Raw genomic sequence first — 18,657 nt, 5'->3', positions numbered from 1 at the left:
TTCTCACCCGTTCTTCGTGGAGGTAAGGGGCTCGGCCGCCGACGTCTCGGCCATGATCTGGAAACGGAGGGAGCGGGCCTCGCTGAAGCAGGCGCGCATCGGGCGCACCAGATCGCGGTGGTCCTGCGTGCGCTCCCACGCCTCGAAGTCCTCGAGGCGCTCCCACTCGCTGGTGATCAGCCACTGGGCGGGATCGGTCGACGACTGGCAGACCTGGTCGCGCACGTGTCCGGGGACCCCGTCGGCGACGAGGTGCCGTATCTGCTCGTACGCCTGGAGGAACTCCGTCGTCCGGTCGGGCTCGACGCGGATGAGGAAGACGACGCGGGCGCGGCCCGTGCGCGTCGGTGCTGGCATGGCGGCTCCTTCGGACGGTGGGGTGCGGGTCATGCGGACCTGGGGCTGCGCACCAACAGGGCGCTGTTGAAGCCGTCGTAGCCGCGGGAGCCGATGAGCACCGAGTCGACGGCGCCGCTCCGCTCCTCCTCGACGAAGGGGAGCGCGCACCCGGCGGCCGGGGTGCGCGGCGTCCCCGAGGCGGGTATCTGGCAGCGCTCCACGGCGAGCACGGCCGTGGCCGCGTCGAGCGCGCTGCCGCCCTGGTAGAGGCGCCCGGTGAGCGACTTGTACTCGGCGACGGCCGGGAGGGGCCCCTCGAAGACCTCCCGCAGCGCGGCGCACTCGGCCGCGTCGTAGGCGGGGACGCCGAGCGCGTCGGGGAGGACGAGGTCGACCTCTCCCGGCTCGGTCCCGCCCTTCTCCAACGCGCCGGCGAGCGCCGCCGCGTAGTGGCGGACCGGGGGCGTGCCCCGGCGCCTGGTGGGGACGCCGTCGTGGCGCGCCGCCCAACCCGCTATCTCCGCGCGGACGGTGGCGCCGCGGGCGAGCGCGTGCTCCAGGTCCTCGACGACGAGTACCGCACCGCCCTCGCCCGGTACGTACCCGTCGGCGTCGGCGTCGAAGGGGAGGTAGGCGGCGTCGGGGTCGGTCGCGGTGCTCAGCCAGCCGGAGCGCTGCTGGCAGGAGAGCGCGTACGGGCTCAACGGCGCCTCGGTGCCGCCGGCGAGGACGACCGACGCCCCCCGCTCGACGAGGCGGGCCGCGTGCCCGAGGCTGTCCAGACCGCCCGCGCTCTCCGAGACGAGGACGCTCGACGGGCCCTTGGCCTGGTGGCGGATGGAGAGTTGGCCGACGGTCGCGGCGTAGAACCAGGCGATGGACTGGTAGGCGCCCACCTTCCGCGACGTCTCCGGGTGCCACAGCCGTTGGAGCTCCCGCTGGCCGAACTGGTTGCCGCCCGAGGAGCTGGCGAGCGCCACGGAGAGCCGGTACGGGTCGACGGCGCGCGGGTCCAACTCGGCGTCGGCGAGGGCCTGGTCGGCCGCCGCGTAGGCGAGCCAGGTCCATCTGTCGGTCTGCGCCTGGAGGCGCCCGTCGACCTGTGCCTCCAGGTCGAAGCCCGTGACCTCGCCCGCGAGCGGGGTGTCGTAGCCGGAGGCGTCGAAGAGGCTGGTGGGCGCGATGGTGCGGACGCCCTTGCGGAGCGACTCCCAGTGCGCGCTGGCGCCGAGGCCGCTCGGCGCGGCCACTCCGACGCCGGTGATCACCGCTTGCCGGCGGGACATCACAACTCCTTGAGTCGAGAGAAGAGCATCGCCGACTGGAAGCCGCCGAAGCCGCTGCCGACGGAGAGCGCCGTGTCGACGCGCGTCTCCCTGGCGGTGTTCGGCGTGTAGTCCAGGTCGCACTCGGGGTCCCGGTGCTCCCAGTTGGCGGTGGGCGGCACGACGCCCCGCTCGATCGCGAGGGCGCAGGCGGCCATCTCGATCGCGCCGATGGCGCCGAGCGAGTGCCCGACCATCGACTTGATGGAGCTGATCGGGATCGTCCGCGACGCCTCGCCGAGCGCCCGCTTGAAGGCGCCCGTCTCGTGCCGGTCGTTCTGGCGGGTGCCCGAGCCGTGGGCGCTGATGTAGTGCACGTCGCCCGGGTCGGTGCGGGCCTGCGCGAGCGCGTCGGTGATCGCCTCCGCCATCTCGGCGCCGTCGGGCCGGAGTCCCGTCATATGGAAGGCGTTTCCGCGGTTGGCGTACCCGACGACCTCGCAGTAGACGGTCGCGCCGCGGCGCCGCGCGTGCTCCAGCTCCTCCAGGACGAGGACGGCGCACCCCTCCCCCAGGACGAACCCGTGCCGGTCCCGGTCGAAGGGCCGGGAGGCGTGCTCGGGCGCGTCGTTGTCGGGCGTAGTGGCCTTGATGGCGTCGAACGACGCCACCGTCACCGGCGAGATGGGCGAGTCGGAGGCGCCGGTGACCATCGCGTCCGCGTCGCCGTCGGCCACCAGGTGGTACGCGTGTCCGATGGCGTCGATCCCCGAGGTGCAGCCGGTGGAGACGACGGTGGCCGGGCCGTGCAGCCCGTACCGTGCGGCGATGTCGGCGGCGAGGCTGCTGGGGACGAGCGCCTGGTAGAGGAACGGACTCGTGAAGTCCGGGTCGACGAGCCACTCCCGGCCCGAGTCGCTCGCCACCACGAACTCCTGCTCCAGCGCGAGGGTTCCGCCGACGGCGCTGCCGAGGGCGACGCCCGTCCGCTCGCGCAGCGCGCCGTCCGGGTCGAGGCCGCTGTCGGCGAGCGCCTCTGCCGTCGCGGCGAGTGCGAACTGCACGTAGCGGTCGGAGCGGCGGGTCTCCTTCGGCGTGAGCCCTGCGGCCTCCGCGTCGAAGTCGCACTCCGCGGCGATCTGCGACCGGAAGGCGGACGGGTCGAACGCGGTGATCCTGCGGGTCGCGGTGCGCCCCGAGGTGATCCGCTCCCAGAACGCCTCCCGGTCGGCGCCGCCGGGCGCGACGAGACCGAGCCCCGTCACGACGACGCGGCGCGTCATGTCGCCCTCTCCGCCGCGTACTTCCGCGCCGCCGCCGCGTCCTCGGTGTCGACGTGGCCCTCGGGCGGCGTCGGCGCGAGCGGCGCGAGGTGGAAGACGGCGAACGCCCGCGCCGCGCCGGTGTTGCGCAGCCGGTGCCGGACGTGCTTCGGGATGCACATCCCCTGGCCGGCGGCGAGGACGACGGGGCTGCCGTCGATGTCGACGGTGAGTTCGCCCTCGATCAGGAGGAGGAACTCCTCGCTGTACGGGTGGTAGTGCTCGGCGATGCACTCGCCCTCGGCGAGCCTGGCGACGCCCATGAAGCCGGAGGTCGCCCCCGTCGTGGTCGGCGTGAGGACGGCGCGTGTCTCGCCGCCGCGCCGGTGGTTGGCGGCGACGTCGTCGATCCCGACGACCGGGTGCTGCTGCTCGGGTGCCACGCTCATCACTTCCCCTGCGCGCCGGCCGCGGCCCGGGCCTTCGCCCGTTCCTCGATGCGGCGTCTGATCGCGTCCATCTGCACGGGCGAGTTGGTGTTGAGCCGCTTCGTCATCCCGGCGTCGTCGACGGGGGCCTGCGGCTTCATGGAGAAGTCCTGTATCCAGGTCATACGGGTGCCCTCGGGCACCTCCTCGTACCGCCAGAAGATCTGCATGTACGCGAAGGGCCCCTTCTCCAACCTGTGGGCGTGGACGGTGTGGTCGTCGGGGTTGAGCGTCCGTTCGCTCACCCAGGACCAGACGCGTCCCTCCTCGTCGGGGTGGAGGGTGAGGCGGAACCGGATGGTGTTCCCCCTGCGCTCCATGACCTCGGCGGCCGCGTACTCGGTGAAGAGGTCGGTCCAGCCGTCGACGTCGTTGGTGAGGTCCCACACCAGTTGCAGCGGTGCGGCGATGACGACGCTGTTCTCCGTGTGGCCCGCCATGTCAGCCGACCCTCCCTTCGAGAGCGGTGAGTTGGTCGACGATGGTGTTGACACCCATGCCGACCGCCCCTTCGGGCACCTGGAGCCCGTGCCGGTCGGCGACGACCGCCTCCAGCTCCAGGACGGCGAGCGAGTCGACGCCCAACTCCTCCAGAGGTGTGTCGAGTCGGCCTTCGAGTGCCTCGGCGGGGACGCCGGCGTGCGTGGTGAGGATCTCCTCGATCACCGCGGCGGTGACGGGACGCAGGGTGCCGGTGCCGTGCTCGATCGTCATCGGATCGCCTTTCGTGTGTGAGTGGTTGCGCGTGTCGCGGTCGGAGGTGTGCCGTCAGCCGGCGGGCTCGAGGGTCAGCAACACCCGTCCCTGCTCGACCTGTTGGGTGCTCGGCACGTGGACGGCTGCGACCCGGCCCGGGGCGCGCGCGGTGAGCAGGCGCATCCGTCCCGAGGTCTCCAGGACGGCGACGGCCGAGCCGGCCCGCACTTCGTCGCCGACCTCCACGAGCGGCTGCTGGAGCGTGCCGCTCTCGGGGCAGGTGACCTGCGTACTCCGGGACGTACGGGCTGCCACCGACTCCGGCAGTGCGACACCGGAGAGGGCGTGGAGCGGCGCGAGCGAGGTGAGCAACTGTTCCGCCACCTCCTGCGCGTACGCCCGCAACCGCCATCTGCCCTCGACGGAGGCCGGGCGCGCGCGGCCCTCCGCGGTCCCCGTCCTCGCCGCCGCCGGACGTTCCCCCTGGGGCGCGTTCATCGCTCGGTCCCGTTGTCCCAGGTGTAGAAGCACTCGGCGACGGCGTCCTTGGGCGAGCGCCAGTCGGGCAGGTAGGGCGTGATGAACGGGGAGAGCCGCTCGCTCACCCTGGTGAACTCCGGGTGCCTGCGGGCCTCCTGGACCGCCGCCCCGCCGGACGCCGAGGTCTCCAGCAGGTGCACGTACGCGTCGCCGAGGCGGTAGAGCGCGCGGTGGGTGACGCCCGCGACGGCGGGCAGCTCCGTGCGGTCGGACTCCGCGAAGATGCGGGCGACGTCGTCCTGCGCCCCCGGCTGCATGCGGGCGATGATCAACGTGCGGTGCATGACGGGCTCCTCCGTTGGTTTCGTGGCCGTCGGGGGGCGGCGCGGTGGGTCAGGCGGCCTGCTCGATGGGGCGGAGGGCGCCGATGTCGAGGAGGATCCGCGGGACGTTGTCGCCGATCCAGGACTCGACGACCTTGCCGCCGGCGAACCGGTGGCAGGACATCTCGTGGACGGTGATGGGCAGTCCGGTCGGCTCCATCCCCATGAGCGGCCCGCGGTGGGTGCCCCGCGTGGTGAACCGGCAGTAGACGCGGTCGTCCTCGCCCGCGACGTCCTCGACGGTGACGTGCACGTCGGGGAAGGCGGTGCGCCAGAGCGTGACCGCCTGGCGGAAGGACTCGGGCCCCGGCGGCTGGTCGGGGAGCCCGGGCGCGTTGACGACGTAGTCGGGCGCGAAGTGCGCGTCGATGCCGGAGAGATCGCCCTCGTTGAAGGCGCGTTCGGTGATCCGGCGGACCAGGTCCTTGCGGTCCTGAACGCTCTGGGACGGCTCTGCCATGGCTTCCTCTCGCTTTCTGCTCGGGCGGGGCGCGGCGCCCCCGCGGTCTTCCCGGGTCGTCGGATCAGCGCAGCGCGGCGGCGACGAAGGCGCCCGCCGCGACGGCGGCGCCGAGCGTGCGGGTCTGGTGGGCGAGGTGCCAGCGGCGGCGCTTCGCGCGCCAGCCGTCGGAGGACTGCTGGGGGCTCCAGCGCTCGATCTGCCGCCATATCGGCCGGTTGACGCCCTCGGAGGCGACGGCGACGACGCCCATGCCCAACGCGCCCGCCGCGTAGAGGGCCTTGGCGACCGGGTCGTCCGACCGGATCGCCTGCGCGGCGCTGAGGCCGGTCGTCGCCAGGCCGTTCCAGAACGCGATGGGGTGGAAGACGTGCATGTCGATGCGCTGGCAGGCATCGACGTATGCCTTGTACGGCATCGAGTTGAGCATCGGCAGGATCGACGTCTTCATGATCCACAACGTGCCGAGCTGAACGCTGGAGGACGAGAGCAACCAGACGTTCACGTTTCTCTGCATATCCGCTCTCCTCGGAGGATCGGCCGGGACGTGGAACGCCCCGGCCACCGGACGGCACCGCCCCGGGCCCTGCGGCGCTCCGGCCGGCCGTCCGGTGGACGCCGGCACGCCAGTAGATGCTGCGCGGCGGGGCGTCCCGGGGGCACCGGACATCCGTCTGACGGGCCCGGGACTTCTTCCCGGACCGTCCCGGGACTCCGTCCCGGGTTTTCCGTGCACCCTTGACGTCCCGTCAGGACGGCCGCATCCTCGTGAGCGTTTACTCACTCACCCCGGGAGGGTCGATGGCGATCGACGTACACGGGCACCTCACGTCTCCTGAGCTCTTCCGGCGCTACCCGATGCCGCCGAGCCTCGCGGACGTCGAGGGCATGCTGGAGGCGAAGGCCGCCGCAGGGATCACCACCACCGTCGTCGGCAGCCCCGTCGGCGCCGGGACGATGGTGAAGACACCGGGGGTCGACAACTACCGCCAGCCCGCAGGGGACTTGGAGCGCTTCCACGACTGGCTCGGCGAGCAGGTCCGTGCCCACCCCGGGTCCCTCCGCGCGTACGCGTACGTCAACCCGCTGGGTGGGGACGCGGAGTGGGAGCGCGCCGCGAAGCGGCTGGAGCAGCCGGAGTTCGTCGGCCTCATCGTCAACTCCAGCGTGCAGGGCCGGTTCCTCGACGGTCCCGAGGCCGACGGCTTCTTCGCCATGGCCGCGCACCACGGCGCCCCCGTCATGCTCCACCCGCCGGCCGAGCCCGCCGGCGGCGCGGCCCTCGACGACCTGCGACTCGTGGAGCAGATCGCGCGGCCCGCCGACGTGACGACGGGCACCGCAGCCGTCCTCTTCGCCGGCTGGCTGCGCAAGTACCCCGCGCTCCGGATCATCGCGCCCGTCTGCGGAGGCGGACTGCCCCTGCTGCTGGAGCGGTTGGAGCGCGCGCGGCGGATGCCTCCGGGGTTCGGCGGCGGCCCCCCGGGAAACACGGGGCAGGCGCCCGCACCGGCCGACCCGCCCCCGCCGCTCGCCGACGAGCTCCGACGCGTCCACGTGGACACCGCGACGCCGAGCCGCCGCGCCCTCGCCGCCGCCGTCGACGCGTTCGGCGTGCACAACGTGCTCTTCGGCACCGACACCCCGCCGATGAGCGCACCGCTCCCCGAGTCCCTGCACCGCCTCGACCAACTGGGGCTGCCGGAGGAGCACTTGGAACTGATCCGGGCCGGGAACGCCCGGCGGATCTTCGACTTGCCGCAGGCGGCGCCTGCGGGCGGTGCCGCGGAGCACCGCATAGCCCAGGAGGTGCGGAGATGAGCGCCGAGAAGCGCTTCGACGGCGACAGAGCGCTGGTGGTGGGAGGGTACGGCGGCATCGGCGCCCTGGTCTGCCGGTCGCTCGCCGAGGAGGGCGCGCGCGTCGCCGTCGCCGGCAGATCGAAGGAGCGGGCCGAGGAGGTGGCGCGCTCGCTCGGCCCCGGCTCGGGGAGCGCCCACACGGTCGACGTCCGCGATCCGGCGGACGTACGGCGCCTCGTCGCCGAGGTCACCGAAGAGTTCGGCGGCGTCGACCTCCTCGTCAACAGCGCCAGCGCACTCGTCGTCGCGCCGGCCACGGAGATCGCCGAGGAGGACTGGCGCGCGGTCGTCGAGACGAACCTGCTCGGCGCCTTCTGGCTCTCGCAGGCCGTCGGCCGGTCGATGGTCGCGGCCGGCGGCGGGCGGATCGTGCACCTCTCCTCCGTGCGCGGAACCCTCGGCGCACGGCGGGGGTTCAGTGCGTACGGCGCGAGCAAGGCCGGACTCAACCTGCTCGTCCAGCAGTTGGCGGCCGAGTGGGGGCAGCACGGGGTGCGGGTCAACGCCGTCGCGCCCGGCTTCGTCCGTACCGACTTCGTCTCCGGCTCCGCGCAGGACGAGCAGTTCATGCGCATGCTCGTGGGCCGCATCCCGCTCGGCAGGACCGCGGAGGCCGAGGAGGTCGCCTCTGCCGTCACCTACCTCGCCTCACCCGAGGCCGCCTTCGTCACCGGCCAGATCCTCCACGTCGACGGCGGCGTCACCGCGAGCCAGTGACCGCCGCGCACCCGCAGACACGCCACCCAGAACAGGAGACCGCTATGAGCACCTGGCACGCCCTCTTCTACCCGCTGCTTCCCGGCAGCGAGGAGAAGGTGAAGGAACTCTTCCGCAAGAGCGGCCGCCCGCAGTTCGACATCACGGGCGAGGACGGGGCCGTACAGGGCCGGCTGCTCGGCACGATGGCCTTCGTCGGGAAGGAGATGGCGGTCCGCGTCATCGAGATCGAGGGACCGCTGCCGATGGTGGCCGCGCACATGAGCCAGCAGCCCGCGGTCCGCGAGTTCGAGCGCGGCCTGGAGGAACACCTCGCCGCGCCCCGCGACATGACGACGCGCGAGGGCGCGCAGGCGTTCTTCCGCCAGGCGGCGCTGGAGATGGTCCTCTCCCGCCGCCACGACCAGCCGCTCGCGGGGGAGTGACATGGACGTCGGTATCGGCCTGCCCACGGCCCACCCCGCGGTGAACGGCGACGACGTCGTCGCCTGGGCACGCCACGCGGAGGCGGGCGGCTTCTCCACGCTGGGCGTCATCGACCGCCTCGTGCACGGCAGTTGGGAACCGCTGACGGCGCTGGCGGCGGCCGCGGCCGTCACCGAGCGGATCGGACTCGCCACCAGCATCCTCATCGCCCCGCTCCGCGCGGGCACGGCGCTCCTCGCCAAGCAGGCGGCGACCGTCGACCGGCTCTCGCACGGCCGTCTCACGCTCGGCCTCGCCGTCGGCTCGCGCCCGGACGACTTCGCCGTCGGCGGCGTCGAGCTCGCTGGGCGCGGCGCGCGGACCGACGCCCAACTCCGGGAGCTGCGCGAGCTGTGGTCCTCGGCCGAGGCGGGCAAGCCCTCGGCCGTCGGCCCGGCCCCCGCGCGTCCGGGTGGGCCGCCGCTGCTCCTCGGCGGCCATGCGCCGCGCGCGCTGGAGCGTGCGGCGCGCTTCGGCGACGGCTGGATAGGCGGCGGTACGGGGCCCGGGATGTTCCGGGGAGGTGCCGAGCAGTTCCGGGCGGCCTGGGAGCGGACGGGGAGGACGGGGCGCCCGCGGCTCGCCGCGATCGCGTACGTCGGGCTCGGGCCCGGCGGCGCGGAGGAGACGGAGGCGTACCTCCGCTCGTACTACCGCGGCGCGGGGCCTTTCGCCGACCACATCGTCCGCAACGCGGCCACCTCGTCGGGCCGACTCGCCGAGCTGCTGGGCGAGTACGAGGAAGCCGGCTGCGACGAAGTCCTGCTGATGCCCTGCATGCCGAACCGGGACCAGATCGACCGCGCCGCGGAAGCGGTGTCCGCCGCCGCGTGACCCTGGTGGGGCCGGACACCGTTCCGGCCCCACCCAAGGACAACTCGCTTGCGCACGTGAGCGTTTGGTTTCGGCCACGGAAACCCTGCCCGCCCGCCGCGGGAAGAGAACTCCGACAGAATTTCCCCCGGCCGCAGGCTTCCGCACGCCCGGCTCGCGGCGGCGCGGGCGCAGAATGCGGCAACTCCGTTTCGCCGTGCCGGAATTCCAGGCAACACGGAGGGAATTCAAAGCGAAACAAATCCGAGCCGAAGAGCCCGGCCGCCGTCGAATTACTGTCGCGCCCGGCACGGCCCGCCCGGCACCGGCACGACGTCCCCAGAGAGCGCAGCAACCCCGGGGCGCGCTGCCGCCAGGAGCCCCGCACGGCAGGCGGCAGCCGACGCGGCCCGCCGCCGTCCGGCCGACTCGGCGCCGCAGCGACGGGTGCGCCGGAGGCCGGCCGCGGGTGCACCGCGAACTTCGCGTCCGCTAACGCGAGAGCGCCGCTGCGCACGGCGGCGGTTGCCGCGCGGTGGGGGCGCCGCAGCCGCCGCCGGGGTTCCGCTCCCGGACCGGGCGGCCCGGCGCCCGCGTCACGCCGGTGCCGCGAGCGCCCTCCACAACTGGTCGACGAGCGCCCGTGTCTGCACCGCGCGGTCGGAGGGCGGAGACGTCGGCATCAGCTCCTCGTTGTACGCACTGAGGAAGCAGGCGCCGAGCAACAGCCGCGCCGACGCGTCCGGATCGACCTCCGCGCCGACCGCACCGGCCCGTTTCGCCGACTCCAGGTAGGCGGCGAGCAGCTCCACCGCACGGTGCGGGCCGACCTGGTTCTCCTGCATCCAGGAGCGGTGCGAGACCATGAGTTTCGGTTCGGAGAAGACCGAGAGGGTCATTGGTATGGACTCCCGGTAGAAGGCGAGTGCCTCCTCGGTCACGCGTTCAAGTGTGGCGCGTACGTCCTCTCCCGCGTCCAACTGCCCGGGCAGGTCCCGCAGTACGGGCAGCAGTCCCGGCATCCTTTCGGCGAGCACGGCGAGAAAGAGCTCTTCCTTGCTCCGGAAATGCCTGTACATGGCACCCTCGGAGCACTGGGCCTCCTCGGCGATCTCCTTGGTCGTGCATTTCGGCAGCCCCTTCTCACGGATCACCCGCTCTGCCGCGTTCATGATTCGCTCACGCATGTTCATGAAAGCTCCTGGGAAGGGCCGGACTCGTGGCCGGCATGCGAAGACCGCGCACGGCTCCCGTGCGCGGCGGTCCAGCGTAGTCCCACACGAGCGGCCGCTCACTCACGGCCCCTCGCACGCACCGCGGGCGCGTACGCACCGCCGCCAGGCCCGACGGCGGCGCGTACGCGCGGCTCCTTCCCGCTGCCGCGTCAGTGGGTGTGCGGCACGTCGTCGCCCGGGCCGGGCGGCGGCCCCTCCATCCGCGCCCCGTAACGCTCCAGCGCGCCGAGCAACTTGCCGACGTCCGGCGGCCCCTTGGGCGGAGGCGGCAGCACGAGCCCCTGGGCCGGCTCGCCCGTCTCGAAGAACCAGTTCTCGAAGCCGGCCGGCGTCCCCATCAGCAGGAACCGGGTGTCCGGGTCCTCGACCTGGAACTGGTGCGGCAGCCCCCGCGGCGCGAAGACGACGGCGCCGCGCACCGCCTTGTGGTGCTCCTCCCCCACGCGCACGCTCATCTCCCCGTCGAGCACGACGAAGATCTCGTCCTCCCTGGTGTGCGTGTGCAGCGGCGAGGTGTAGCCGGGCGGGGAGATCTGCTCGGCCATCCAGAACTGACCGTCCGTCTCCTCGCCCGTGGCCTTGAAGTTGAGCAGGGCGCCCACGTGCCACACGGCACGCCCCTCCTGCGCCTGCTTGATGAACGGAAGTGTCATCCCCGTCTCCTCGTCCGGTACGTGGTGCGCGGTGGTGTATTCACGCGAGGGCGGGCGCCGGCTCGCCGGCCCCGGTGGCACGTACGGCCTCGACGACCTCGGCGGCGTCCGGTGTGAACGCGTCCTCCAGGGCCGGGCTGAAGGGCACGGGTGCGTGCGGCGCCGTCACCATCCGGACGGGACCGCGCAGTGCGCCGTGGCAGTCCTGCGCCACCTGCGCCGCGACGTCCGCGGCCAGCCCGCACCTCGGGTGCGCCTCGTCGACGACGACGAGGTGGCCGGTCTTCTCGACGCTCCGGTAGACGGCAGCGTTGTCGAACGGCGAGAGCGTCCGCGGGTCGAGCACCTCGCACCGCACCCCCGACTCCGCGAGTCGGTCCGCGGCTTCGAGCGCGACCTGCACCATCCGCCCGACGGCGACGACGGTGCAGGAGGACCCCTCGCGCACGACCGACGCCTCGCCGAAGGGCACCGCGTACGGCTCCTCGGGGACCTCGCCGGGTGTGAAGTAGAGCATCTTGTGCTCGAGGAAGAGCACCGGGTCGTCCTCCTGGAGCGCCGTCGCCATGAGGCCCTTGGCGTCCGCCGGGTTCGAGGGCGTCACCACCTTCAGCCCCGGCACGTGCACGAAGAGCGGGTGGAGCGCCTGCGAGTGCTGCGCACCGCGCCGCATCCCCGTGCCCCACATGGCGCGGAGCACCAGCGGCACCCGTACGCCTCCCCCTGTCATGTAGCGGAGCTTCGCCGCCTGGTTGACGATCTGGTCGAAGCAGACCGTCGCGAAGTCGACGAAGAGCAGGTCGACGACGGGACGGAGCCCGGTCGCCGCCGCGCCCACCGCGGCTCCCACGAAGGCCGACTCGGTGATCGGCATGTCGAGCACGCGCCCCGGGAACTCCTGCTCGATGCCCTGGGTCGGCCCCCAGGCGCTGGTGGCGTCCTCTCCCATCAGGACGATCGACTCGTCCTGCCCCATCCGCTCGACGAGCGCCTCGCGGATGGCCTGCGCGTAGGTGATGGTGCGCACGCTTTCTCCCCCTTCGACGTGACGGGACCTCCTGGCGGCGCCAGGGGTCAGTGGGCGGCGTAGACGTCCGTCGTCAGCGCCGTGAGGAGCGGCTCGGCGGGCTGCGCCGCCCGGTCGAAGGCCGCCTGGACGCGGGCCGCGCTCTCCTTCTCGGCGCGGTCCAACTCGGCGCCCGCGTCGGCGGGTTGACCTGCCTCCGTGAGGCGGCGGCGGAGCAGCGCGAGCGGGTCGGCTTCGGCGCGCAGCCGCTCGGCCTCGCCCGAGGGCCGGTACGCCTGGTTGTCCCAGCCCTCCATGTGGCCGTGGAAGCGCTGGGCCCTGCACTCGACGAGCGTCGGTCCCCGCCCGCTCCGTGCCCGGTCGACGGCCTCCGAGGCGGCGTCCCGCACGGCGAGCGCGTCGGCCCCGTCGACGACGGCGCCGGGGATGCCGAAGCCCGCGGCCCGCGCCGACATGTCCGTGCCGGAGAAGTGGCGTGCGGCCGAAGTGGCCTGCGCGTAGCCGTTGTTCTCCACGACGAAGACCACGGGCAGGTCGAGCATGCGGGCGAGCACGAGGCTCTCCAGGACCGCGCCCTGGTTGGCGCCCCCGTCGCCGGTGAAGGCGACCGCGACGTCGTCGGTGCCGCGCTGCCGCGCGGTGAGGGCTGCGCCGCAGGCGAGCGGAACTCCGCCGCCGGCGAGGCCGTTGGCGCCGAGCATGCCGTGGCCGAGGTCGGCGATGTGCATCGAGCCGCCTTTGCCGCTGCACACGCCGTCTGAGCGTCCGTACAACTCCGCTGCCATCGCCTCGACTTCGCAGCCGGCGGCGATCGCGTGGCCGTGGCCGCGGTGCGTGCTCGCCAGGTGGTCGCCGTCGCGGAGCACCGAGCAGACGCCCGCGGCCACGGCCTCCTGCCCGATGTACAGGTGCACGGCTCCGGGTATCTCCTCGGCCAACTCGCCGACGCGCTCCTCGAAAGCGCGGATCATTGCCATGACCCGGTACATCCGGAGCCCGGGCTCCTCGGCGCCTGCGGGTAGTCGGTCCATCGGAATGCCTCCTCAACGTGGTGCGACGTTCGGGCATACGGACTGGACGCGCTCCCAGTCCCCCGGGACCAACGCGTCGCCTCCCCGGTGAGGGTAAGTGCTCACTCACGCGATTGACAACTGTCCTATCACAACCGGCACTTGAGGCCACTCGCGGGTACTCACCCGGGCACAAGTAAGTCTTGCGCCTACGCTTGCGGGACCATAAAGTCCTGAACCGTAGTAAGTGCACCGAAAGATCATCGGGAGGATCGCCGACGGCGGTCTTGAATCACCTGTAGCAAAGGTGAAGCTCAGTAGGCTCCGGCCTGTGATTGCGGGTATGGCAATGTGAGTGCCGAGTCCGACTCAACGGGGGACTTCTAGCCATGCATGACCTAGTTGGCAGACCTGCAAAAAGAGGCGGAAACCGATCGGGCGCGCTGACGCGCGAGTTGACCCGCTCCGTCTCCCGGGCCAGCGACCGACCGGAGAGGTCGACGCTGGCGGCGCTGGCGTTCGGCGGCCTCGCCCTGGTCCTGTGGATGCTGCGTTGGCGCCCCAGGCGCACGCTGCCGGGACGCGGCCGGAGCGCGAGCTCCCGACCTCGTCCGCACGACATCGACCAGGCACGCCGCGAGGAGCGCCACCGATTAGCGCAGACGCTCCACGACTCGCTCTCGCCCAACCTCGCGGCCCTGCAGCTTCGCATGCAGAGCGCGGTGCTGCTCGTCCGGGACCGTCCGGAGCAGGCCGCGGAGCTGTTCACCGAGTCCGTCGACGACGTGAACAGCTCACTGGAGGAGCTCCGCCACACCCTGCGCAGCCTGCGCTACGCACCGCGCCGCGGCCACAGACCCACGCGCGAGCACACCGACCTCGCCGGCTTCCTGAACATGCACACCAAGGCGCTCTCGCAGGCGTCGGCCGGCAGGACGCGCTTCACCTGCAAGATCACGGGGGACGCGTCGGCCCTTCCACCGCGCCTCCAGTCGGCGCTCCGCGGTGTCGCGGGCGAAGCCGTGGCCAACGCGGCACGGCACTCGGGCGCCGAGCACTGCCACACCGACCTGACGGTGAGCCGGGACACCGTGTGCCTCACCGTCACCGACGACGGTGTCGGCATCGCGAGCGACGCCACCTCGGGCCTCGGCCTGCCCTCGATGTGCCGGGAGGCACACGAGCACGGCGGCACTTTCAGCGTGACGCACCGCCAACCGCACGGCACCGTCGTGCGGGTGCGGCTTCCCCTACCCGTCAACTGACCACGCCCGCGATCCCCGACCTCCTTCTCGCCCTCCTTCCTCCTGCCCCGATGCCTCCTGCCCGGCGCCTGCCCCGACGGGTGCGCCGGCGGACGAACGCGGCGCCGACCAACCGAGGAGTACAGCGATGAATGCCATGTCCACCAGATATCTGCGCGTCCTCATCGCGGACGACCATCCGCTCTACCGCCAGGGCCTGCGGCAGCTCATCGAGGGGTGCGACGGCCTCCAGGTCGTCGGTGAGGTCGCCGACGGAAGCGACGTCGCAGCCGCGTGCGTGGAGATGCACCCCGACGTCGTCCTGATGGACATCAGCATGCCGGGACTCAACGGCATCGAAGCAGCGAGGCTGCTCCAGGCCAGGTGTCCGGAGACCGGCGTCGTGGTCCTCACCGCCGACGACACCTCGAAGAACATCGCCGCCGCCATCCGCGCCGGCGCCCGGGGCTACCTGATGAAGGGCGCCCACCCGGAGGAGATACACCGCGCCGTCTTCGAGGTGGGGTACGGCGGCGTCCTCTTCGGCCCCGAGGTCGCCGACTACCTCCTTGCCAGGTTCAAGCAGCCCCCCGTACAGGAACATCCCTTCCCGCAACTCACCGGCAGGGAGCGGAGCGTGCTCACCATGCTGGCGGACGGGAAGAGCAACAGCCGTATCGCGGCGGAACTCGGCCTCTCCGCCAAGACCATCCGCAACTACCTCTCGCAGATCTTCGCCAAGCTCCACGTCACCGACCGCACCACGGCCGTCATCAGGGCCCGGCAGGCGGGCCTCGGTAGCTGACCGGTCGGTACACCGGCGCACCGACCGGTCGCGCTCGCCGGGTCGTTCGACCCGCACCGAGCGCCGGGCGGGGTCGGACGCCATGCGCACGACGCAGGCGTCCGGCCCCGTCCGGCTGCTCCTCACGCGTGGGAGCCCGTGACGAGCACGATCTTCCCGCCGACCTCGGCGCGCTCCATCGCCCGCTGCGCCTCCGCCGCCTCGCTCAGCGGCGTCGTCCGTCCGATCCGGGGATGGATACGGTTGCGTCTCAGCAGGTCGAGCACCGCCTCCATGTCGTGCCTGTACGCGGCGGGTTGCTCCTTCTCCAGGCTCCAGGCGTTGTAGAAGACCGTGCGCCGGCCGTCCGGCACGAGCTTCGGCAGCACGATCCCGCCGAGGAAGCCGCGCGCCCCCACGAGCCGGTCGGCGCGGTCGCCGCGGAGCGCCGCGTTCTGCCCGTAGGCGACGAGCGCCCCGCCCTTCCCGATCGTCCGGTACGAGCGCCGGAAGTGCCCGCCCCCGACGGGATCGAAGACCGCGTCGACCTGTCCCTGCGGCAGGCCCCTGACCACCTCGGTGAAGTCCTCGGTTTCCCGGTCGATGGGGTGCCCGCCGAGCTCCCGCACCTGCGCGAACCGTTTCGCCGAGCAGGTGCCGTAGCACGTCACCCCCGCCACGCCCGCGAGTTCGAGGAAGGCGGTGCCGACGCCGCCGGAGGCACCGTGTACGAGAATGGTGCCGCCGCGCCCGACGCGGGCCACGCGGTGGAGCATCTGGTACGCGATGAAGTAGTTGAGGACGGCGGCCGCGGCCGAGACCGAATCGACCCCCTCGGGGAGCGGTACCAGGCGCTCCTCCGCCACGTTCGCGTACTCGGCGTAGCCGCCGCTGCGCACCAGCGCGGTGACGTGTTGCCCGACCCGTACGGAGGTGACCCCCGGACCGACCGACGCCACCTCGCCGACGAGGTCGTACCCCGGAGTGAACGGGCGCTTCGGACCACCGGGGATCACGCCTGCCCGCAGCAGCACGTCCCCGTACGAGACCCCGCACGCCTCCACGCGCACCTGGGCCTCCCCCGGCCCCGGCGCCCGTAACGCGGCCTCGCGCCAGCGCAGTACGTCGGCCCCGCCCAACTCGGCGACGCTCATGTGGCGATACGTCATCTGCTACCTCCCGTGAGAGCAACACGTCGGCCGTGCACCCGAGTTGGAGCAGCGGGTGAACCGCCGTACCTCGCGCCCGGCCCCGCCTCCCGTCGTCGCGCGTGTGAAGTCGGGCGGGGTGTGCGGCAGTTGCGCAGCCAGGCGCACCCCTCGATTTTATATAGACTGGCCATACAATAGAATGCCGCGACCACCCCTTTGTCTTCCTGGAGTCGAGCCATGACGCCTCGCCCCTACCGAACAGGCCAGCGCCAAGCGGCAGCGACCGAGCAGACCCGAACCAAGATCCTCACCGCCGCCGGCGAACTCCTCACCGGCGAAAAAGGCCCCGGCGCCTTCAGCATGGAGGCGGTCGCACGCCAGGCAGGCGTCGCCCGGATGACGGTCTACTACCAATTCGAGTCGCGCACCGGCCTGTTGGAGTCGCTCTTCGACGACCTCGCCGCGCGGGGCGGCATGGGAGGCGTCCGCGACGTCTTCGCCTCAGCCACCGACGCACGCACCGCTCTCGCGAAGTTCATCGCCGTCTTCGCCGGCTTCTACTCCTCCGCGCGCACGGCGCTCCGCCGCCTCCGCGGCCTGGCGGTGATCGACGCGGACCTGGAGGAGACGCTCCGCCACCGCGGCGAGCGCCGACGCGTCGGGCTGCGCACCCTCATCGACAGGCTGACGGCGGAGACCGGCGCCGAGACCACCCCCGACGAGCGCGACGAGCTGTGCCTGATGCTCTTCACGCTGACGAGCTTCGAGACCTTCGACCTGCTCTGCGAGCCCGGGAGCAGCACCGAGCAGGCGGCCTCGCGCATGGAGCGGATGGTCTTCGTCCTTCTCGACGAGTGGCTTCCCGCGCACACCTGAGTCCCCTCCCCTTGTCTCCGGGCCCGCGCGAACAGCGCGCGGGCGCCCGCACGTTCAGCCCGCCGTCTGCGGCGCCGTCCTCCGCTGGCGCTCGCGCGGCAGGAGCACGCTCGCCGCGACGAGCCAGATCAGGCCGCCGAACCGCGCGATCGGCAGCGGGATACCGAACGCGGTGTCGAACAGCGCGAGCGTCCCGAGGACCGCGACGGCGGCGAGCACGATCCCGGCCCAGGCGAACCAGGTCGGCGTCAGCCGCACGAGCAGCGCCGGCACCGCCACTCCCGCGAGGAGCAGGCCGAACGGCACCACGTGCGCGGGGCCGCCGGCCGCGAACATCAAGTCGGCGAGTACGCGGGCGAGTTCGGGGCTGTCGAGGGAGGCGGCCCGGGAGGCCGTCCAGCCGAGCACCCCGCACAGCGCCATCAGCACCGCCGACATCACGCCGCCGACGAGCGCGATGGCGGGCCCCGGGGCCGTCACGCCGAGGCGGCGAAGGCGCCGGTAGACGACGGCGGTCCAGATGGCGAGCGGGAAGGCCGAGCCGAACTGGAGGATGCCGGCGACCCGTGCCGCCGTCTCGTTGTCGCGGAAGTACTCCAGCGCCTCGCTCGCGGAGGCCGAGGGCTGCGGCATCGAGCTCGCCAGCACCACGGAGACGATCACCAGGCCCGCGAAGGCCAGCGCCGGAATCCACAGCGGCGGGCCGGACTGGCCCCGCCTCCTCGCGTCGTTGCCCGTCTGCGGCGCCCGCGGCTCCGCTGCCACGTCTCCCGTCGAACCGACAGTCATCACAACTCCCCTTCCCTCGGCATCATTTCGCTTCCAATATAGTTCCACACGGGACATCGTTGACAAGGGTTAGGCTTTTTCTCATGACCACATCGTCTGAGCGTCCTGCCCCCGCCGCCGGGCCGGACGGCGCCACCCGCCGGGCGACCTTCCTGCTCACGCAGCTCGGCGAGTTCGCGGCCCAGAGCTTCGCGCGGCGAATAAGCGAGCTCGACCTGACGCCACCGCAGGCCGGCCTGCTGCGTCTGCTCGCCCGCTCCCCCGGCCACCACCAGCAGGAGGTGGCCCGCATGATCGGCATGACGCCGAGCCGCTTCGTGCCCTTCCTCGACACGCTGGAGCAGCGCGGGCTCGTCGAACGCAGGCGCAACCCCAACGACCGGCGCTATCAGTCGCTCTACCCGACCGAGGCCGGCCGCCGCGTCCTCACGGAGATCCACCGTGCCGCCGAGCGCCACGAGTCCGAGTTCCTCGCCGCACTCGACCCGGAGGAGCAGCTCGCGCTCAACGGCCTCCTCGGCCGGGTCGCCGCCGCGCAGGGCCTCTCCAGCGACATCCACCCGGGCTTCAGGAGACTCGACCCGGACGGCGAGAGCCGGGGACCCGCCGACACCTGACCCGCGCCCGCCGCACCGCACGCCCGCACCACGCACGCCCG

The 18,657-nt window shown here is 72.5% G+C and carries 24 protein-coding genes; 8 read left to right on the top strand and 16 right to left on the bottom strand.

What is annotated here, in order from left to right; translation table 11 throughout:
- Positions 1 to 3: 3 nt before the first annotated feature.
- The 10 genes from UWG_RS0100850 to UWG_RS0100805 all read right to left on the bottom strand — a co-directional run bounded on the left by UWG_RS0100850 (position 4) and on the right by UWG_RS0100805 (position 5,890).
- Complete coding sequence (locus UWG_RS0100850; RefSeq protein WP_016905309.1) at positions 4 to 357, bottom strand: antibiotic biosynthesis monooxygenase family protein; 354 nt, start codon at positions 355 to 357, stop codon at positions 4 to 6.
- 29 nt (positions 358 to 386) lie between these two features.
- Positions 387 to 1,625 (bottom strand): beta-ketoacyl synthase N-terminal-like domain-containing protein, encoded by a 1,239-nt coding sequence (locus UWG_RS0100845; RefSeq protein WP_016905308.1) that lies wholly within the window; start codon positions 1,623 to 1,625, stop codon positions 387 to 389.
- Entirely contained in the window at positions 1,625 to 2,887 is a 1,263-nt protein-coding gene (locus UWG_RS0100840; protein ID WP_016905307.1) for a beta-ketoacyl-[acyl-carrier-protein] synthase family protein, read from the bottom strand. Before UWG_RS0100840 ends, UWG_RS0100845 begins: the two co-directional genes overlap by 1 nt.
- Positions 2,884 to 3,315: a cupin domain-containing protein gene (locus UWG_RS0100835; RefSeq protein WP_016905306.1), complete on the bottom strand. Its 432-nt coding sequence runs from the start codon at positions 3,313 to 3,315 to the stop codon at positions 2,884 to 2,886. Before UWG_RS0100835 ends, UWG_RS0100840 begins: the two co-directional genes overlap by 4 nt.
- Positions 3,315 to 3,794, bottom strand: coding sequence for an SRPBCC family protein (locus UWG_RS0100830; RefSeq protein WP_016905305.1), 480 nt, complete (start codon positions 3,792 to 3,794; stop codon positions 3,315 to 3,317). The genes UWG_RS0100835 and UWG_RS0100830 overlap by 1 nt, the downstream gene beginning before the upstream one ends.
- Position 3,795: 1 nt before the next feature.
- Positions 3,796 to 4,068: an acyl carrier protein gene (locus UWG_RS0100825; RefSeq protein WP_016905304.1), complete on the bottom strand. Its 273-nt coding sequence runs from the start codon at positions 4,066 to 4,068 to the stop codon at positions 3,796 to 3,798.
- A gap of 54 nt (positions 4,069 to 4,122) precedes the next feature.
- On the bottom strand, positions 4,123 to 4,548 hold the full coding sequence (locus UWG_RS0100820; RefSeq protein WP_016905303.1) for an acyl-CoA carboxylase biotin carboxyl carrier protein subunit: 426 nt from the start codon (positions 4,546 to 4,548) through the stop codon (positions 4,123 to 4,125).
- Positions 4,545 to 4,874 (bottom strand): TcmI family type II polyketide cyclase, encoded by a 330-nt coding sequence (locus UWG_RS0100815; RefSeq protein WP_016905302.1) that lies wholly within the window; start codon positions 4,872 to 4,874, stop codon positions 4,545 to 4,547. The genes UWG_RS0100820 and UWG_RS0100815 overlap by 4 nt, the downstream gene beginning before the upstream one ends.
- Positions 4,875 to 4,923: 49 nt before the next feature.
- Positions 4,924 to 5,373: an ester cyclase gene (locus tag UWG_RS0100810; RefSeq protein ID WP_016905301.1), complete on the bottom strand. Its 450-nt coding sequence runs from the start codon at positions 5,371 to 5,373 to the stop codon at positions 4,924 to 4,926.
- Positions 5,374 to 5,437: 64 nt separating this feature from the next.
- Complete coding sequence (locus UWG_RS0100805; RefSeq protein WP_016905300.1) at positions 5,438 to 5,890, bottom strand: anthrone oxygenase family protein; 453 nt, start codon at positions 5,888 to 5,890, stop codon at positions 5,438 to 5,440.
- A 284-nt stretch (positions 5,891 to 6,174) separates the two neighbouring features.
- Between UWG_RS0100805 and UWG_RS0100800 the strand changes: the two genes are divergently transcribed.
- Genes UWG_RS0100800 through UWG_RS0100785 form a run of 4 tightly spaced genes read left to right on the top strand, consistent with a single transcriptional unit; the run spans position 6,175 to position 9,251 of the window.
- Complete coding sequence (locus tag UWG_RS0100800; RefSeq protein WP_016905299.1) at positions 6,175 to 7,194, top strand: amidohydrolase family protein; 1,020 nt, start codon at positions 6,175 to 6,177, stop codon at positions 7,192 to 7,194.
- A complete protein-coding gene (locus UWG_RS0100795; protein ID WP_016905298.1) occupies positions 7,191 to 7,952 on the top strand; it encodes an SDR family NAD(P)-dependent oxidoreductase in 762 nt (253 codons plus the stop codon). The genes UWG_RS0100800 and UWG_RS0100795 overlap by 4 nt, the downstream gene beginning before the upstream one ends.
- Positions 7,953 to 7,996: 44 nt before the next feature.
- Complete coding sequence (locus UWG_RS0100790; RefSeq protein WP_016905297.1) at positions 7,997 to 8,377, top strand: SchA/CurD-like domain-containing protein; 381 nt, start codon at positions 7,997 to 7,999, stop codon at positions 8,375 to 8,377.
- A gap of 1 nt (position 8,378) precedes the next feature.
- On the top strand, positions 8,379 to 9,251 hold the full coding sequence (locus UWG_RS0100785; protein WP_016905296.1) for an LLM class flavin-dependent oxidoreductase: 873 nt from the start codon (positions 8,379 to 8,381) through the stop codon (positions 9,249 to 9,251).
- A 575-nt stretch (positions 9,252 to 9,826) separates the two neighbouring features.
- Here the strand turns inward: UWG_RS0100785 and UWG_RS0100780 are convergent.
- From UWG_RS0100780 to UWG_RS0100765, 4 genes are all read right to left on the bottom strand, one after another.
- The gene (locus tag UWG_RS0100780) at positions 9,827 to 10,423 is read right to left on the bottom strand and encodes a TetR/AcrR family transcriptional regulator (RefSeq protein ID WP_016905295.1); all 597 of its coding nucleotides are present in this window, start codon (positions 10,421 to 10,423) and stop codon (positions 9,827 to 9,829) included.
- A gap of 191 nt (positions 10,424 to 10,614) precedes the next feature.
- Entirely contained in the window at positions 10,615 to 11,118 is a 504-nt protein-coding gene (locus UWG_RS0100775) for a quercetin 2,3-dioxygenase (protein ID WP_019544122.1), read from the bottom strand.
- Between the two features lie 40 nt (positions 11,119 to 11,158).
- The gene (locus tag UWG_RS0100770; RefSeq protein ID WP_016905293.1) at positions 11,159 to 12,145 is read right to left on the bottom strand and encodes an alpha-ketoacid dehydrogenase subunit beta; all 987 of its coding nucleotides are present in this window, start codon (positions 12,143 to 12,145) and stop codon (positions 11,159 to 11,161) included.
- A 47-nt stretch (positions 12,146 to 12,192) separates the two neighbouring features.
- Entirely contained in the window at positions 12,193 to 13,176 is a 984-nt protein-coding gene (locus tag UWG_RS0100765) for a thiamine pyrophosphate-dependent dehydrogenase E1 component subunit alpha (protein WP_016905292.1), read from the bottom strand.
- A 434-nt stretch (positions 13,177 to 13,610) separates the two neighbouring features.
- Here UWG_RS0100765 and UWG_RS0100760 point away from each other — a divergent pair, with 434 nt between their 5' ends.
- Positions 13,611 to 14,420 carry a sensor histidine kinase gene (locus UWG_RS0100760; protein ID WP_016905291.1) on the top strand — a complete coding sequence of 270 codons (810 nt, stop codon included), beginning with the start codon at positions 13,611 to 13,613 and terminating at the stop codon, positions 14,418 to 14,420.
- Between the two features lie 127 nt (positions 14,421 to 14,547).
- Complete coding sequence (locus tag UWG_RS0100755) at positions 14,548 to 15,204, top strand: response regulator transcription factor (protein WP_237719954.1); 657 nt, start codon at positions 14,548 to 14,550, stop codon at positions 15,202 to 15,204.
- Between the two features lie 122 nt (positions 15,205 to 15,326).
- Here UWG_RS0100755 and UWG_RS0100750 read toward each other — a convergent pair whose 3' ends face one another.
- Complete coding sequence (locus UWG_RS0100750) at positions 15,327 to 16,352, bottom strand: medium chain dehydrogenase/reductase family protein (protein ID WP_016905289.1); 1,026 nt, start codon at positions 16,350 to 16,352, stop codon at positions 15,327 to 15,329.
- A gap of 219 nt (positions 16,353 to 16,571) precedes the next feature.
- Between UWG_RS0100750 and UWG_RS0100745 the strand changes: the two genes are divergently transcribed.
- Positions 16,572 to 17,210: a TetR/AcrR family transcriptional regulator gene (locus UWG_RS0100745; RefSeq protein ID WP_016905288.1), complete on the top strand. Its 639-nt coding sequence runs from the start codon at positions 16,572 to 16,574 to the stop codon at positions 17,208 to 17,210.
- A 54-nt stretch (positions 17,211 to 17,264) separates the two neighbouring features.
- Here the strand turns inward: UWG_RS0100745 and UWG_RS0100740 are convergent, their stop codons facing one another.
- The gene (locus UWG_RS0100740; RefSeq protein WP_016905287.1) at positions 17,265 to 17,999 is read right to left on the bottom strand and encodes a hypothetical protein; all 735 of its coding nucleotides are present in this window, start codon (positions 17,997 to 17,999) and stop codon (positions 17,265 to 17,267) included.
- Between the two features lie 83 nt (positions 18,000 to 18,082).
- Between UWG_RS0100740 and UWG_RS0100735 the strand changes: the two genes are divergently transcribed.
- Positions 18,083 to 18,616, top strand: coding sequence for a MarR family winged helix-turn-helix transcriptional regulator (locus UWG_RS0100735; RefSeq protein ID WP_016905286.1), 534 nt, complete (start codon positions 18,083 to 18,085; stop codon positions 18,614 to 18,616).
- Positions 18,617 to 18,657: the final 41 nt, after the last annotated feature.

It is taken from the genome of Streptomyces xiaopingdaonensis (assembly GCF_000262345.1).
GTDB lineage: Bacteria > Actinomycetota > Actinomycetes > Streptomycetales > Streptomycetaceae > Streptomyces > Streptomyces xiaopingdaonensis.
Note: the sequence above shows the minus strand (reverse complement) of the source record. Positions and strands in the feature narration are given on the sequence as shown.